This window comes from Paenibacillus sp. FSL K6-1230 (genome assembly GCF_038002385.1).
Taxonomy (GTDB): Bacteria; Bacillota; Bacilli; order Paenibacillales; family Paenibacillaceae; genus Paenibacillus; species Paenibacillus massiliensis.
Genome location: NZ_JBBOCK010000001.1, coordinates 2904727 through 2922104 on the forward strand (window position 1 = coordinate 2904727; position 17378 = coordinate 2922104).

The window sequence follows — 17378 nt, forward strand, 5'->3', positions numbered from 1 at the left end:
TAGAATGTACGAAATTTATGAAAAGGATTGGATGCCTTGCAAAAATTTATAGACTCGCTAACCGGGAAGAAAATGCTATCTATACTTCTACTATTCGTAGTTGTAATACTAGGTATCAGACTGTTATGGCTTAACTACAATATACAGCCGCCTTCGCCACTGGCCAAAGAGGGAATCCTCGATCTGCGTGGTATGTCCTTTGACGACAAGCGCATCGTGACCATTAACGGCGAATGGGAATTTTACCCGGAACAGCTGCTGGAGCCAGCCTTGCTTACAAGTAAAGACGTTGCTGTAGATCGTCAGTGGATACAGGTTCCTGGCAGCTGGAAGGAGCAGACAGCTACGGGAACGAATTATGGGATCGGTACATACAGGCTGCGGGTATTGGTGGATGAACCGAATGATATTTACGGACTTCGTTTACCAAGTATTCAGACGGCATCGAGATTGTACATCAATCATGAGCTGGTCATGGAGAATGGTCATCCTTCGATTACGGTAGAGCAGAATGATCCCAATAACAACCCGTATTCAGCGTACTTTAGACCTGACGCGCAGCAGCTGGATATGGTGATTCAGGTGTCCAATTTTGATTATGCATACGCAGGAGGCATCACGCAGTCGATCAAGCTCGGTACGGCGGCAGCGATTGACCACGAGGTCCTGCTCAGGCAATCCTTGCAGCTAACGGTGGCTGTCGTTATTTTAATGCATGCCTTCTTTAGTATCATTTTATATTTCCTGGGCTACCGTAATAAATCCGTGTTGTTTTTTACCGCACTGCTTATATTTACTTTTTTCGCGATCCTGTCAGATGATGATCGTGTCCTGATGGAATGGTTCCCTCTGAATATGTTCTGGACCACCAAAATCAGACTGATCAGCTATTTGGGCATTGGGCTGTGTCTGACCTGGTTCGGGCATGCCATGTTCGGTCAGGGAACGTTCAAGCGATTCATGCGTTTGTTTAATATCTTTGGTGTGCTCTGTCTGCTGGTAGCGCTTATTGTTCCGTTGGAGTGGATTGTTCCGGTACGGAAAATGCTGCTAGTCCTGTTCATAATCAACGTGATCTTTATCCCCAGATTTGTGCTAGGTGCAATTTATAGAGGAGAGAAGGATGCTTTTCTCATTCTACTATCGGTAGCTGCTGTAACAGTAAATCAGGTTAGCAGCGGAATGATTAAGGCTTACTTCTGGTCAGATATGCCTTACTATCCTATCGATTTGATTATTGCGTTCCTTGGATTTGCAGCCTTCTGGTTCAACCGATTCTATCAGAATACGCTACGAGTGCAGAAGATGGCCGCTGATCTGCAGAAGGCAGACAAGCTGAAGGATGACTTCCTGGCGAATACTTCCCATGAGCTGCGCAATCCCTTGCACGGCATCATTAATATGGCGCAGTCGGTGCTGGAGGAGGCCAGCGGAGAGCTCGGGTCTCGTAGTCAGGGCAGACTGGAGCTTGTGATCAATGTGAGTAGGCGCATGGCATTGCTTCTGAATGATCTATTGGATGTGACACTGCTGAAGGAGCAAAATCTTCGTCTGAATAAGAGAATGCTGAACCTTCACGCATTGGCTCATGGTGTGACCGATATGCTGCGTTATTTGTCAGAAGGAAAAAAGCTTGGGCTTGTCGTTGACATCTCTGCAAGCTGTCCACCTGTCCTGGCGGATGAGAACCGACTGCTACAAATTCTGTTCAATCTGGTGCATAACGCAATCAAGTATACTGAGGAAGGCACAATCACCATTTCAGCAGAATCCCATAAAGGTATGGTGATGATCCGTGTCACGGATACGGGCATTGGAATGGATCAAGAGACGCAAGCCAGAATATTAAAGCCATATGTGAGAGGTGACTCCAGCATTTCCGCTATCGGCAGCGGCATTGGGCTTGGGTTAAGCATCACCAAGCAGTTGGTCGAATTGCATGGTGGGGAGCTTCGCATTCATTCGATTCCAGGTACAGGTTCTGAATTTTCGTTCAGCCTTGCAGCGGCAGCTTCAGTTCAGGAAAGCTATGCGGATCGCAATTCAGGTCAGGAGGAGCGAATAGAGTCAGCAGCATTCACAGCAATATCAGAGACACCTTTGCTCCGCGAGCATGCGAATACTGCATGGCTGGATGAGGTTAGGATTCAGCAGGCGGGTTCAGTAGAGAATTCAGAACTGCTGTCAGAGGGCCAGCGTCCGAGAATACTAATTGTTGATGATGACCCCGTTAATCTTGACATCCTTCGCGATATGCTGGCTTCGGAGCATTATGATATCACTAGCATGTTAAGTGGTAAGGAGGCATTACTGAAGCTTCATCAAGGTGAGTGGGACCTTGTAGTCTCGGATGTCATGATGCCGCATATGTCTGGTTATGAGCTAACCGAGAGAATTCGTATGCAGTTCTCGATATCTGAGCTTCCCATTATTTTGTTAACCGCACGTAACCAGCCTGAGGATGTGCAGACTGCTTTTCTGTCAGGTGCGAATGATCATGTCACCAAGCCTGTAGGGGCCATGGAGCTTAGACTTCGCATTCGGGCTTGGGTGTCTCTGAAGCAGTCATTCGGGGAGCGCCTCCGTATGGAGGCCGCATGGCTTCAGGCGCAGATTCAACCTCATTTTCTGCATAATGCGCTGAATACCATAGCATCCCTAAGTGAGGTTGACACAGATCGGATGGTTACGATGCTTCATGAATTTGGCAATTATCTACATCGTAGCTTCGATCCCATAAATATGTACCAACTGCTTCCTCTGGGGCATGAGCTGGATTTGCTGCGGTCCTACCTATATATAGAACAAGAGCGCTTTGGCGATAGAATTCAGATTCAATGGGACATTGCGGAGGATGCAAAGGATAAGGTGAGGATTCCGCCCTTATCCTTGCAGACTTTAGTTGAAAATGCCTTGAGGCATGGGATTCTAGTGAGAGGAAGCGGGGGAACAGTTACCATTGCTGTTGCTATCTATGGACAGCAGGCGGAAATTATGGTCATGGATGATGGAGTCGGTATAGATGAGAAGCAGCTTGAGACCTTATTGCAACCCGGCTCAGCTTCAACTAGCGGAGTAGGCTTGAAGAACACGGATAAGCGGCTTAGGCAGCTATATGGGAGAGGTTTACAGATTTCCAGCACTCCTGGTGCAGGAACGGTGGTGTCTTTCAAGGTTCCAGTTGCAGAAGTGAAGTGAGATCATAGTACAACGTTGGATATAAGGATGCCGCGAACTGTAATCCGTTACCTGCTCATTCGGAGGAGTTAAGTAAAAGTAGATCAATACAGAAGATTAATACAATAGATCAATACAGAAGATCGGAACAGAAGACCAATACAGATGGTCAATATCAATAGACCCAGCACTGTGTAGTGCTGGGTCTATTGATATTACGTATTCATCAGGATGCAACAGTGCAACTATTAGCTGAAGCTAATGAGTTGATGCTAGAGATGAATCTATTACGTAAATGAAAGGTTACAGCTTCTCACCATTGGACTCAATGACTTGCTTGTACCAGTGGAAGCTTTGCTTGCGGGTTCTGCTAAGGTCTCCATTACCATCGTTGTCCTTGTTGACGTGAATGAAGCCATAACGCTTCTTCATCTCACCTGTGGAGGCACTCACGAGGTCAATACATCCCCACATGGTATATGCAATCAGGTCAACGCCATCAGCAACAGCTTCCTGCATCTGAATAATGTGGTCCCGCAAATATTGAATACGGTAGTCATCCTGAATGGTGCCATCTTCCTCAACGACATCCACAGCGCCCAGTCCGTTTTCCACAACCATGAGCGGAATCTGGTAGCGGTCATACAGATGGTTCAGCGTGTATCTCAGGCCTTGCGGGTCAATCTGCCAGCCCCAGTCTGATGCTTCCAGATAAGGGTTCTTGACACCTCCAAGCAGGTTGCCACCGACTTTCTCCACGGATGGATCAGCGCTTTCCACGAGGGACATGTAGTAACTGAAGGAGTAGAAGTCAACGCACCCATCACGTAGTGTCTGCTCATCGCCAGGCTGCATTTCAATTTGAATGCCTTCCTCTGCGAAGAAACGCTTAGCGAAGCCAGGGTATGCTCCCCGTACCTGTACATCGCCACAGATCATGTTGGAGATCTGATCTTTTTTCTGTGCCAGCAAGATATCATCTGGATTGCAAGTGTTCGGATATGTGGTCATAAAGGCAATCATGCAGCCGATCTTGAAATTCGGATTGATCTGGTGACCAAGCTGAACAGCCTTGGCGCTGGCCACGAATTGGTGGTGCAATGCCTGAAAACGGATCTGCGGATTGTCGATTCCATCCGTCAATGTAGTTTTGCCATCGAAGAGAATGCCTGCAGCCATGTAAGCTCCCATTGGCATCGTTAGACAGTTGATTTCATTGAAAGTCAGCCAATAAGTGACTTGGTCCTTATAGCGATTAAAGATCGTATTACAGTAACGGATATAGTGGTCGATGACCTCTCTCGAAGCCCAGCCGTTGTACTTCTCTGTCAGACCAAACGGGGTCTCATAGTGAGATATGGTAACTAGCGGCTCGATGTTATGCTTTTTCAATTCAGTAAATACATCGTCGTAGAACTGCAAGCCTTCCTCATTAGGCTCCAGATCATAACCGTTCGGATAGATCCGTGACCAGTTGATGGACATGCGGAACATTTTGAAGCCCATCTCAGCCATTAATGCAATATCTTCCTTGTAATGCCCGTAGAAATCAACCGCCTCATGGCTTGGATAATACGTTCCCTCTTCCAGTACAGGCGTAATGCGTCGAGGAGTCGTATGCGTGCCTCCAGTCATCATGTCCGAGGTGCTAGGTCCTTTACCTCCCTTATTCCATCCACCTTCGAATTGATTGGCTGCCGTAGCGCCGCCCCAAAAGAAACCTTCCTTCATCTTCATCCTGTGAATCCTCCTTCATGAGTGGTCAAGCCTTCACCATCAGTGTAGCATGTATACCCTGACAACTACTGTCATGGTATACTCAGGTTATGGAACAGAACCGGTTATTCAGAATGCTGTTATTGTTACTGGAAAAAAAGAAAACGACAGCCCCCGAGCTAGCACGGCTGTTCGAGATATCTGTACGCACGGTATACCGTGATATTGATCGTCTAAGTGCTGCCGGCATCCCGATTTATACCACGATGGGGAAGCATGGTGGCATCCATTTGATGGATAACTATGTCATGGACAAGTCTCTGCTGAGCGAGGATGAGCAGAATGAGATTTTGCTGGGGCTATACAGTGTCAGTGCGATACCTCATCTGAACAGTGCTCATATGCTTAAACGTCTCACAACCCTATTCGACCATAAGCTGGATTGGATCGAGTTCGAATATTCGCCATGGGACAGTGCTCCTGCCGAGGAGATGGAGCTATTCAATCAGGTGAAGCAAGGAATATTCACGAGACAGTTGATTGCATTTGACTACGTGGACTCTAATGGAGGGGCGAGCAAGGAGACGGCACAGCCAGTCAAGCTCATTTTCAAGAACAATTCGTGGTATTTCAAAGGAATAAAGTATATAGCACAACAGGAGGCGGGCTTAGAGACGTACAAGATCAAACGGATCACAGAGCTACGGTTTGTGTCAGAGGTAGCTGATTCAAGCTCAGCCGCTTCAGTAGAGGAACGAGTGCATGAGGAGCATGAGATGGTTCAGCTTGAGATGTTGTTCTCGCGAGCGATTGCCTACAGGGTGCCTGATTATTTTGACCCGCTCAGCATTCGGCGAGAGGCGGATGGGAGGCTTAGAGTGTCTGTGCGTATTGAAGAAGGCGAGCGGTTATATTCCTTCCTAATGTCCTTCGGTGCGGAATTGACGGTATTGAAGCCGGATAAAGTTCGTGAACAGCTGCTGATTAGACATCAAAAGGCCGTAGAGCATTTGCGGAACCAGGATTATAAAGAAAGAATAGAATACGAAGCGAACGATAAAGAATAGTTAAAGCAAAAATAGAACAGCCAGACGTCAGTATTGACGTCTGGCTGTTTGTTCCTGATGCAGCTACACATTTCCGAATCAGGACAACATGTATTAATAGCTAAGGCTGCTCGTTGCAGATGCGAAGACTACCAGTGTAAGAACCATGATGATACCGTAGATTACAAGACCGATGGCAGCCCAGATCAAAGCAGCTTTGCAATAGTTGGCTTTGCTGGGATTTGCTCCGCCTCCGAATGCCCAAACGAACATCATGATCAAGTTGACCACAGGAATCGCCAGAATCAGGATGGTGATCATCCAATCTTTCACAGACATTGGTGGATGACTGGAAAAATCAGCGTTTGGTTTGGATAAGTTGGATTGTACGTGTGTTGACATGTTGCAATTAACCCCATTTCTTTTTTGTATGTATGGAAACTCTTGTTCTATATTATATGATTCTATATCACTTTTCAAGAAAATTATGGGACTGAAAATAATAATATTTTCTTTTTTATCCATTGGATGAAGGATGTAGTATTCTATGGTTGAAATATAGTAATATATTTATGAATATATCAACTATATTGTTAATGAAATTCGATTCTGAATTATAGATTACTATATTTATATCCGAAGGAGAGAGTGTTTATGAAGAGCAGTCCTTTATTCAGAGATCCTATCATGGATGGAGCAGCAGATCCTACCGTAATCTGGAACCATGTTACAGAGGAATGGTGGATGATTTACACAAATCGCAGAGCAACGGTGGAGGGGCCAGGTGTAGCCTGGGTACACGGAACTGATCTTGGAGTCGCTGTATCCAGAGACGAGGGGCGAAGCTGGTTGTACCGAGGGACACTTCAAGGACTTGAATTTGAATGGGGACGAAATACATTCTGGGCACCGGAAATCATTTATCATAAAGGTACTTATCATATGTATGTGAGCTACATTCAAGGTGTGCCTACGGAGTGGGCTGGACATGAGCGGCATATTATTCATTACACGAGCCCTGATCTTCAGCAGTGGACGCTAATGGGGCGGCTGTCCCTTAGCTCGGATCGGGTCATTGACGCGTGTGTGTATCCTTTGCCAGATGGTACATTCCGGATGTGGTACAAGGATGAGGCTAATCATTCCCACACGTATGCTGCCGATAGTATAAATTTGGTCGATTGGGAAGTGGTGGGCCCGGTGCTGACGCATTGCGCACATGAAGGACCGAATGTATTTTTCATGTCCGAATTCTACTGGATGATCGTGGACGAATGGAGAGGGCAGGGAGTATTTCGATCGACGGATGCCGAGCAGTGGGAGCGAACAGGTCTCATTCTGGAGCAGTCAGGTACACGTCAAGACGATTCTGGGGTAGGGCTACATGCAGATGTGGTCGTTCAGGGAGAAGAGGCGTATATCTTTTACTTCACCCATCCGGGGCGAAGCTCATCTCATGAAGAGCTTACCACCTATGGGCAGCGCAGAACGTCCATCCAGGTCGCCAAGCTCAAGGTGGAGGGGGGCACACTTCGGTGTGATCGCAATGCGGAATGTGAGCTGAGGCTATCACGACCGCTTTTGTAGTCTGTAGTCTGGTCCACGCAGACAGGCTTATCCATAGTGGGACAGGCTGGGATTATTAAGCATACACATGGGCAATACAGGCAATACATCAAGTCCTCTGGTCGAGTGAATATCTTTTGATTAGGTGAAAAGGTTGTAACGACAGGAGGGGGCTTGAGCTGTGGGTCTAGGGGGAGACTTAGACTAAAGTCGAGGTTAAATCCTCGTCTCAGGCAAGTTACTGCGATCTGTCAGCCATGATATGCTATGAGTATCTTAGGAAACTCATTGAAAAGGATGGATGTCATGCTACGGGATTACGCAGATCGACACCCTCGGGCAAGAGCGGCATTGCTTAGCGCTGTATGCTTTTTGCTGGCCTGCATCATCGGTTATCTGGCACCTCAAGGAACAGACGGAATGAATGTAAGTACCCGACCTGCAAACCAGTCAACTTCAAATGCGATTCAGACAGACCATAGCATTTATTTTCAGTCACAGCATGTAGCCCCTTCGCAGACCTACTACATGTCGAGTCGTACATACAGATAGCTGCTTGCAAGCAGAGTGGTCCAAGTCAGCAATAGGAAAAAAAGCTTTCCCGAACCGTCGTTGTCGGGAGAGCTTTTTTTTCGAATATAATTGAATTTATAAGTTTTAGCGAAGCTGAGCAAATTCGATATCGTAAGAAAACTTCACCCAAACGCGGTCTTTCTTCTGTGGAAGTACGTCGAAAGACGTTTTTTTGCGTGACATCTTTAACATCCTTAACGACTGGAGGAGGGTGCCTCCGCCTGTAGACTCTCTTGCATAACGGAACGCCAGCCGGTATAGGTGCGCCAGGCTTCGCCGTTCTCCAACAGGAGCTTGCAGGTATAGATTCCTTCCTCAATAGAATCCACACGGCCAGCGACATGCAGGCGGACTGCCCCATTCAGCAATACCTGATTCATGAATGCCATATGCCCCTCACCGCGCAGGACCTCTTCAGTAACTCGAATCTGGGCAGCAGGGGTCCAGGTCATTTCTGGCAGCTCAGCCTCCAGACCGAACATTTCCGGATCAATGACCTCCATGGTCGTATGACCAGCATCCAACCGGTAAGTGCGGGTAGGTCTGTTAATGTGAAGATCCTCCGACCCCTCAACGCCCTGAATAATCAATGCACTTTGGTAATTCAAGCGATTCAGGAGCTTGGCAGTTCGTTCGAATACCGTATTATGGAAAACGCCGAACACGATGTAAGGTGAATGGTTGTAGTCCACCAGCTTTTCCATGGTATTCAGTACAGTACGTAGTCCCAGTTCCTCACGAATGGAGCGAAGCCTTTTGAGCGGTTGGCACCATGCTTCGGCATGCATATAGGTCACTCCTGAAGTTACCGCTGCCCTGGCCATGAGCTCGTTAGCCGCCTGTTCAGGATGAATTCCCAGCTCCTTCAGGAGTATAGACAATGTAATGCCCCATTTTGGAGGGAGCGGAGAGGTTCCGTGAAGTGTGACTGGTAAGCCCGCTGCTGCAAGCAGAAACGCTGTTGGAAAAGTGGCAATGAAGGACGAGACTCTACCGTCGTAGGGGCCAGCAAAATCAATGCCTTGCTGCAGTGCAGGTCGCTGAGCATACTTACGGCAGGTTAGCACGAATGTCTCAAGCTCCTCCACGCTCTCCATCTTGATGCGCTCCGCAGCAAGGAAGGCACCGATCTGTGCCGGTGTGGCTGTGCCGCCAAGAATATGCTCTGCGGCCTGCAAGGCTTCTTCGTAGGTGAGGTCACGGGCTCCGCGTTTGCCACGTCCAACCTCCTTCAAGACATCGATCATGTTCATCGTCAATTCTCCTTCTCGGATTACTATGCTCTAAGCATTTCGTGCGCTTTAACAATAGATATCGCTACATCGACAATACGCTTGCGATCATTCATGGCCTTCTTGCGCAGGACGTCATAGGCTTCGGCCTCGGGTATGCCGTTAATTTGTCCAAGTATCCCCTTAGCTTTATCAATCCATTTCCGCTCCTCCAGACGTGCGTGCAGTTGCTCCCGTTCGCTATGCCAGTGCTGCCGCTCGAAGAATCGCTTTTCTCCAAAATGCAGTGACCAGTGAAGCTCCTGCTCCGTCATAGATGGGGTAAGCACTCCGTCAATGGATACATTTACTTCGCAATCCTGCAGCGACGACTGGGCCGTCTCGGTGCTGCACCACCAGAAGATAGGTAAGGACCTCTGCTTGACGAGGGTATTTCCCCATGTCTCTATTGAAGAGAGTGGCAGGTGTAGGATCATGGCATCCGCATGCTGGATGGACTCACGAACGATAGCCTCGCTACCGGAAGGATGCACCTGATAACCGTAGGATAACATGATGGATTCAGGATGATATTTGGAAAGATTCTCCGGCGGTTGGGCGTCAATAATAAGAAAAGAACGCATGCTGGGAATTTCCCTCCTGTAGTATCGGGTTATATAACCTGACATATAATTACTTGCTAACGAGCAGGTTTCGCATCAGTATTGGTGTCTTTTCGTACATTCTGGAGGTGTTTTAACAAAAAAGCAATCATTTTTTTCTGAAAATGTGATTTTTATTGCCTCTTTTTACCTTATTCTTCTGTTACTTTATAAGTTAAACACTTTTTGCGTAAAGATAGTTGACATGGTCGTGAATTCCTTTTATATTAAAGCTAATATTACCTTAACTTACAAGGTCATTAATCTGATGGATACAACGGCGTATCTGTCTGGAAGCGGCAATGAAGCCCGTCTTCGTGTAGCATAGAGCGATGTCTCTTTGCGCATGAGCGGGCTTTTTCTGTTTCCGTGCTGCCATAAGGCTTGAAGCTCGCAGAAGGGGGATATGTAGGATGGGAAGTGCAAAGAAACTGGTACTGATCGGAAATGGGATGGCAGGTATACGAACAATAGAACATTTGTTGAAGCTTGCTCCTGATGCGTATGAGATCACTGTTTTTGGAGAGGAGCCGCACCCGAATTACAACCGCATTATGCTGTCGACGGTCCTGGCGGGAGGGTCGGATATTCGCGATATCGTCATTAATGACTGGGATTGGTATGAAGACAACGGGATTCACCTTCACACAGGAGATCCAGTCCAGCACATTGATCCTGCGAATAAGGTGGTGAGATCTCTCAAGGGCATGGAGGTAGCCTATGATGTGCTGCTTATTGCCACAGGCTCCAATGCCTTCATTCTACCTCTTCCAGGAGCGAATAAAGAGGGGGTCATCGGCTTCCGCAACATCCAAGATTGTCACACGATGATGGAGAGCGCCAAGAAATACAGCAAGGCAGCCGTCATCGGTGGTGGCCTACTAGGCCTTGAAGCAGCACGGGGGCTTTTGAATCTGGGGATGGATGTATCTGTCATTCATAATAGTGAAGGGCTCATGGATCGCCAACTGGATAGACCGGCCTCTGTGATGCTGCAGCGTGAGTTGGAAGCTCAAGGAATGAAGTTCCTGCTAAGCCACCAGACTGCAGAGATCATGGGTCGTAAGCGGGCGAATGGACTTCGTTTCGCGGATGGCACCACTCTGGAAGCAGATCTGGTCGTGATGGCCGTCGGGATCAAGCCCAATATTGAATTAGCCAAATCCGCAGGCCTAGATACGAACCGCGGGATTATTGTGGATGACTTCATGCATACCAGCATCCCGGATATCTATGCTGTAGGTGAATGTGCAGAGCATCGCGGGATTGCGTATGGTCTTGTAGCTCCACTATATGAGCAAGGGGCTGTACTAGCCAAGCAGCTGGCGGGAATTGGTAGCGAGGGCTACGCAGGCTCCGTAACCTCCACCAAGCTGAAGGTGTCTGGTGTGGATGTATTCTCTGCAGGCTATTATAACGATGAGCCAGGTATGCGCTCCATGCGGTATCAGGACGAAATAGATGGTGTGTATAAAAAGATTGTCATCCGCGACGAGCGTCTCGTCGGAGCTGTATTGTTCGGGGATACCTCCGATGGAGCGTCCTTGTTCTCGCTGATTAAAAGTGGTGAGTCCATTGCTGGCCGGGAAAAAGAGCTTCTGCTCGGATATGCGCCAGGTCAAGCCGGTAATTCAGGCTCGGCCATGCTTGAGGCCATGAGTGATGACGAGATCATCTGCGGCTGTAATGGTGTGAGCAAGAAGGACATTGCAGACGCTGTTGCTGGCGGTTGTCGAACAGTCGGCGAGATCAAGGCTTGCACGAAGGCGTCTGCTTCTTGCGGAGGCTGTAAGCCACTGGTAGAGGGTCTCCTTCATTTATATGCGGGAGATGAGGCGACATCGGTCAAGGAAGGTATCTGTGGCTGTACCTCGCTGAGTCGGGATGAGATCGTAGACAGCATTAAAGAAATGGGTCTGATGACTGTCAAGGAAGTTATGAATGTGCTGGGGTGGGAAGAGGAAGGAGGCTGCTCCAAGTGCCGCCCTGCCCTGAACTATTACCTGGGGATGTTATGGCCGGCTGAATATGTGGACGAGAAGGAATCCCGCTTCACCAATGAACGCTACCATGCCAACATCCAGAAGGATGGTACGTATTCCGTAGTACCTAGAATCTATGGCGGAGTCACCTCGCCAGCTGATCTGAAGAAGATTGCAGATGTCGCGGAGAAATATGAGGTTCCTTTGGTGAAGTTTACAGGTGGACAGCGGCTGGATTTACTTGGTGTCAAGAAGGAGGACCTGCCGAAGATCTGGGAGGAGCTGGATATGCCTTCCGGGCATGCTTATGGAAAGACGCTGAGAACGGTAAAGACCTGTGTAGGTAATACGTTCTGCCGCTTTGGCACACAGGATGCAATGGATATGGGCATTAAGCTGGAAAAGGCGTTTGAGCGTATGAATGCGCCAGCCAAGGTTAAGCTTGCTGTCTCCGGCTGTCCGCGTAACTGTGCAGAGGCTGCCATCAAAGACGTCGGTATTGTAGCCATTGACGGAGGCTGGGAATTGTATGTCGGTGGTAATGGAGGCATCAAGGTACGTGCAGCGGAGCTGCTATGCACCGTCAAGACAGAAGCGGAAGTGCTGGAATGGTCATCGGCCTATTTGCAATATTACCGTGAGCAGGCCACCTGGAATGAGCGTACAGCCCACTGGATGGAGCGCGTCGGTATTGAAGCGGTTAAGACAGCCCTTTCAGACCCAGAGGAGCGCAAGCGCCTGCAAGGCAGACTGGATGAGACGTTAAGCTACACAAGAGATCCTTGGAAAGAGATCGTCGAGGACGGCGGACTTCGCAAGAATTTCGAACCTTTGGCTGGCCTGCAGGCTGTAACAGAGTAATATAGGAGGGGGAAAAGAGATGGAGAGCAAGATTCGCGTAGCACACCTGAGTGAGATCGACAAATTGGGTGCAAGAACCCTTCGCATAGAGGATAAAGAGGTAGCATTATTTCGCTTGCAGGATGGAAGCATCAAGGCGCTGGAGAATCACTGTCCTCACAAAGGAGGAAAGCTGTCTGAAGGGATGGTCTGCGGTCACAAGGTCCATTGTCCGTTGCATGATTGGAAGATCGATCTGGCAAGCGGCAATGTACATGAGCCGGATGTAGGAAGGGTGACTACTTTCGCCACAGAGATTGATGAACAAAGTGGGGATGTCTACATTCTGGTTAATGGAGCGTAGCTTGTTGAAGGATGAGTAACGAGAAATGTTGGAATATCTACAGTATAGATGGTACACCATTTTTTGTTGAATAGTATAGTATTCGAATTAAGGGGGGGGCGTACCAAAAGCCATTTCATGGCTTTTGGTACGCCCTTTGGTTTTGAAGTTCAGCAAAACGAACCCGGATGCGACTTTCAAGCGGATGAAAGAAGATTACATGCGAAACGGCCAGCTGAAACCCGGCTATAACGTGCAGGAAGGAATGGGAAATTAGTTTATATTAGCCTACAGTATCCACCAACGGTCGACAAATACCCGCTGTTTGCAGTCGCTTATGGAAAAAGCCGGGGAACTATTAGGGAGACTTCCACAGGCCGTCATTGCAAACGCAGGCTATGGTGGTGAAGAAAACTACGCTTACCTAGAAATGAAAGAAATCACGGCTGTCGTGAAATACGGAAGCTACCATAAAGACAAGAGCAAAGCGTTGAAAGCGAACATCTCTAAGATTGAGAACTGGTCGTATCACGAAGCAGGGAATACATGGATCTGCCCGGCTGGGCAAACGCTGCATCTCCGTAGAGAACACAAGGAAGCCTTAACAAATGGATATGAAATTCACAAACGACATTATCTAAGTACCTCCTACGAAGGTTGCCCCCTGAAGGAGCGTTGTACGAAGACGGAAGGAAATCGGGAGGTGTCAGTAGTTTTCTTGAAGATCGAGCATCAGTATCAACCTAATTATAATTTCACGAGTGGGCCTAGCCGTTTCTAGCTGCGGTTCATCTGATCTATGCAGGAACTTTATTTCTTCAAAGCACATATGTTATTAAATAAATAATAGCTATGAAAGGGTGTGTAATTTGTCACAATCCAATATACCCAATATTACACCAGCTATTACCATTACGAGGGATGATGCTCTTAATCTTTTGTTAGCATCGATTGCCATTGAAGAGCTGGGGTTAGGTCATATCATAAATGCCGAAGCCGAAAAAATACAATACGCTGTCGGAACTTTACCGGGAATTACTGTGCCTGCAAGCATCAGTGACTTGCTTGCTGTTGATGCCAGTGTAAGAGATACTTTGCAGGAAATAGTCAAGAAAGAAATACTTCTCCAATTTAAATTGGAGAACATTTTAGCCGCCCCGTCTTTAACAGGTCCAACGGGTCCTACGGGGGCTACTGGACCAGTTGGTGGGCCAAGCGGTCCCACAGGCTCGACTGGTGCAACAGGAGCAACAGGCGTCACGGGTCCGACTGGCGAAGCAGGAGCAACGGGCGCCACGGGTCCGACTGGTGCAACAGGAGCAACGGGTGCCACGGGTCCGACTGGCGAAGCAGGAGCGACGGGTGCCACAGGTCCGACTGGCGAAGCAGGAGCAACGGGCGCCACAGGTCTGACTGGTGCAGCAGGAGCAACGGGTGCCACGGGTCCGACTGGCGAAGCAGGAGCAACGGGCGCCACAGGCCCGACTGGTGCAACAGGAGCAACGGGTGCCACAGGCTCGACTGGTGCAACAGGAGCAACAGGCGTCACGGGTCCGACTGGCGAAGCAGGAGCAACGGGCGCCACAGGTCCGACTGGCGAAGCAGGAGCAACGGGCGCCACAGGTCTGACTGGTGCAACAGGAGCAACGGGTGCCACGGGTCCGACTGGCGAAGCAGGAGCAACGGGTGCCACAGGTCCGACTGGCGAAGCAGGAGCAACGGGCGCCACAGGTCTGACTGGTGCAACAGGAGCAACAGGCGCCACAGGTCCGACTGGCGAAGCAGGAGCAACGGGTGCCACAGGCTCGACTGGCGCCACGGGAGCAGTGTTGAACTTTGCAGATTTTTTTGCATTGATGCCTCCTGATAATGCAGCAACTGTTGCTCCGGGTACAGACGTAAGTTTTCCGCAAAATGGACCTAGTAGTGGAACTAATATTGCACGAACGGGTGATAGTTCATTTAACTTGGCCGCAATCGGTACGTATCAAGTATTGTTTCAAGTGAGTGTAACTGAAGCAGGACAACTGATTTTAACGCTCAATGGTGATGATTTGGCCTATACGGTAGTCGGGCGAGCAACAGGCACATCTCAGATCATAGGAATGGCATTGGTAGAAACGACGGTCATTAATTCAATTTTGACCATACGAAATCCTACTGGTAATTCCACCGCACTAACGATCACTCCTCTTGCTGGTGGAACAAGGCCTGTCTCAGCTCACCTTGTTATTACACAACTCGCTTAGTGCAGAAGATGTCATCTAACTCGGCACTAGCAGGGCAAGGGTATCAATAGAGCTGCGCTTGACTACGATCCGAGCAGCGAGGCCGACTACGCAATATCCATGGCCTTAGGGGAAGGACTGTTCTTAACAGAGGAGCAAGTAGCACCAGTGGTTTCGTATTCCGGGTCGCCCAGAGCCTACTGAAGAAGGCCCTAACGGGTAGTCCTCCCGTCGGGGGACTGCTATGATAATGCCTGTGTAAAGTCATTCTGTCTTCACCTGAAGACAGAAAAACTATATCTTGAAAAGCCTGAGAATCTAGAAATCGCGGAACGTTTTGTCACCGAATTATTACAATAATGAGTGCTTACAGAAAACCTCTGTGACATATGATGCTGTACTTGCTTTTAATAAAATACGATGATTAAAGGATAAATCGGAAATGTCCAGGTTGGAGGAAATTTCAAGCTAAGGCATAAACGAGGTATGGGTGCCATTCAGGAAACAGGCCGCACCATAGTTGATAGGATATACATTTTTACTGTATAAAGGGCCACATTTATAATGTTTAAGATATGCGCTAGAAGGTGATCCGTACAAATTGGAAAGGGACTTTCTCTGCCGTGGTATGGGCTTGAGATAAGTCCCTTTGTCTGAGGTTAACAGTTGATAGCAGGTTGAGACCCTTAATTGGATCGCCTACTGTTTCGTCTGTGATGAGGCGAGTTCGTAGATGCTTATACAGTTGACCAGCTTGTTAAATCGTATGCTGCTGAGCTGTTTATGCTGGTTTTGCTGTTTCGCCGCTTCTTTTTGTTTGTAAGGACAGCCAGGTATATCGCCATTTGAGCTGCATGACGAGCAGCAGGATCAGGGCCAGCACAGCTACCATACCGATCGTAATAAAGCCGAGAGAGTAGGAGCCTGTAGCCTTATACATATTGCCGAGTATTAATGGTAGCGCGTATCCGCCGAGACCGCCTGCTGCACCAACAATGCCTGTCATTAATCCAATTTCATTAGAGAAACGCTGTGGCACGAGTTGGAATACGGAGCCATTACCAGCACCCAGGCACATCATGCCGATGAACAGAAGAGCAACGACTACAGGCAGTGATGGCAGGAAGGATACACCTACCAGCATGAGTGCCGCACCTCCGTAAAGCATTGTAAGTACCTTGATGCCGCCGAAGCGATCTGACAGATAACCACCTACTGGTCTGAAGAAGCTACCTGCGATAATACATATGGTTGCGATGTCAGCAGCTTGAATAGCGGACAGGCCATATTGCACGTTGAAGAAAATAGTAAGATAATTCGCCAAGCCTACGAAACCACCAAACGTTACGCAATAGAGTAGACAGAATACCCAGGCATCCCCTTGGCTCAGCACCTTGGCATAATGGCTTAGACGCTTGGGTGCAGGGCGATTGGGGCTATTGGAGGCCAGGATGGAGAACAGGATAAAGACGATGAACATCGGGATTGCAGCCAGGCCAAACACGATCTTCCAGCTTCCGAAATGCTCAGCGATCCGATTGGCGAACAGGGTCGCGAGGACTGTACCGCTGTTGCCTGCACCGGCAATCCCCATGGCCAATCCCTGATGCTCTTTGGGATACCACTGACTTGCAAGCGGCAGGGCGGCTGCGAAGGAAGCGCCAGCTACGCCAAGCAGCAGGGCTACAATATAGAGCTGATCCAGCGAATCGACCCATAGCCATCCCAGTAACAATGGAATAAAGGTCGTGGCCATTCCCAGTTGCCCCGTTAGCTTTGGGCCGATGTAATCGGATAGAAAGCCGAGCAACAGACGTAATATGGAACCGCCTAGCACTGGGAGAGCTACCAGGTTGGCTTTTTGCACCGGGTCCATGGGGTAATCGAGGGCAATGAGTACGCTAAGTGGCCCGATCATGCCCCAGATCATGAAGCTGATGTCGAAATACAAGAATGAACTTAATAGGGTAGGCTTGTGCCCGCTTTTCCAAAAACTCGTCTTATCCATCTAACCACTCCTCTGTATAGCCTGCT

Annotated in this window: 12 protein-coding genes and 1 pseudogene; 8 read left to right on the forward strand and 5 right to left on the reverse strand. The window is 48.6% G+C overall.

All coding sequences use genetic code 11. The annotated features are described in order from the left end of the window. The first annotated feature begins 36 nt into the window (after positions 1-36). Positions 37-3198 carry a hybrid sensor histidine kinase/response regulator gene (locus MKX74_RS12605; protein WP_341178599.1) on the forward strand — a complete coding sequence of 1054 codons (3162 nt, stop codon included), beginning with the start codon at positions 37-39 and terminating at the stop codon, positions 3196-3198. Positions 3199-3480: 282 nt separating this feature from the next. Here the strand turns inward: MKX74_RS12605 and MKX74_RS12610 are convergent, their stop codons facing one another. Next, positions 3481-4914: a glycoside hydrolase family 1 protein gene (locus MKX74_RS12610; protein ID WP_018884628.1), complete on the reverse strand. Its 1434-nt coding sequence runs from the start codon at positions 4912-4914 to the stop codon at positions 3481-3483. Between the two features lie 89 nt (positions 4915-5003). On the opposite strand from MKX74_RS12610, the gene MKX74_RS12615 reads away from it, so the two are divergent. Then, complete coding sequence (locus MKX74_RS12615) at positions 5004-5960, forward strand: helix-turn-helix transcriptional regulator (protein WP_341178600.1); 957 nt, start codon at positions 5004-5006, stop codon at positions 5958-5960. A gap of 93 nt (positions 5961-6053) precedes the next feature. Here MKX74_RS12615 and MKX74_RS12620 read toward each other — a convergent pair whose 3' ends face one another. After that, on the reverse strand, positions 6054-6278 hold the full coding sequence (locus MKX74_RS12620; RefSeq protein ID WP_341178601.1) for a hypothetical protein: 225 nt from the start codon (positions 6276-6278) through the stop codon (positions 6054-6056). A gap of 315 nt (positions 6279-6593) precedes the next feature. Between MKX74_RS12620 and MKX74_RS12625 the strand changes: the two genes are divergently transcribed. Together MKX74_RS12625 and MKX74_RS12630 are read left to right on the forward strand one after the other, a co-directional pair. Next, positions 6594-7526, forward strand: coding sequence for a family 43 glycosylhydrolase (locus MKX74_RS12625; protein WP_341178602.1), 933 nt, complete (start codon positions 6594-6596; stop codon positions 7524-7526). Between the two features lie 285 nt (positions 7527-7811). Next, complete coding sequence (locus MKX74_RS12630; protein ID WP_341178603.1) at positions 7812-8057, forward strand: hypothetical protein; 246 nt, start codon at positions 7812-7814, stop codon at positions 8055-8057. Positions 8058-8272: 215 nt separating this feature from the next. Here the strand turns inward: MKX74_RS12630 and MKX74_RS12635 are convergent, their stop codons facing one another. After that, positions 8273-9331 (reverse strand): anthranilate phosphoribosyltransferase, encoded by a 1059-nt coding sequence (locus MKX74_RS12635; RefSeq protein WP_341178604.1) that lies wholly within the window; start codon positions 9329-9331, stop codon positions 8273-8275. A 23-nt stretch (positions 9332-9354) separates the two neighbouring features. Continuing rightward, positions 9355-9933: an ANTAR domain-containing response regulator gene (locus tag MKX74_RS12640; RefSeq protein ID WP_018884622.1), complete on the reverse strand. Its 579-nt coding sequence runs from the start codon at positions 9931-9933 to the stop codon at positions 9355-9357. A 431-nt stretch (positions 9934-10364) separates the two neighbouring features. Here MKX74_RS12640 and nirB point away from each other — a divergent pair, with 431 nt between their 5' ends. From nirB to MKX74_RS12660, 4 genes and pseudogenes are all read left to right on the forward strand, one after another. Beyond that, positions 10365-12794 carry a nitrite reductase large subunit NirB gene (gene nirB / locus MKX74_RS12645; RefSeq protein ID WP_341178605.1) on the forward strand — a complete coding sequence of 810 codons (2430 nt, stop codon included), beginning with the start codon at positions 10365-10367 and terminating at the stop codon, positions 12792-12794. A gap of 19 nt (positions 12795-12813) precedes the next feature. After that, positions 12814-13137: a nitrite reductase small subunit NirD gene (gene nirD / locus MKX74_RS12650; RefSeq protein WP_018884619.1), complete on the forward strand. Its 324-nt coding sequence runs from the start codon at positions 12814-12816 to the stop codon at positions 13135-13137. 148 nt (positions 13138-13285) lie between these two features. Continuing rightward, a pseudogene (locus tag MKX74_RS12655) lies at positions 13286-13858 on the forward strand (transposase); the annotation flags it as partial. A 127-nt stretch (positions 13859-13985) separates the two neighbouring features. Beyond that, positions 13986-15365: a collagen-like triple helix repeat-containing protein gene (locus MKX74_RS12660; RefSeq protein ID WP_341178607.1), complete on the forward strand. Its 1380-nt coding sequence runs from the start codon at positions 13986-13988 to the stop codon at positions 15363-15365. Between the two features lie 760 nt (positions 15366-16125). Here the strand turns inward: MKX74_RS12660 and MKX74_RS12665 are convergent. After that, the gene (locus MKX74_RS12665) at positions 16126-17352 is read right to left on the reverse strand and encodes a nitrate/nitrite transporter (RefSeq protein ID WP_341178608.1); all 1227 of its coding nucleotides are present in this window, start codon (positions 17350-17352) and stop codon (positions 16126-16128) included. Positions 17353-17378: the final 26 nt, after the last annotated feature.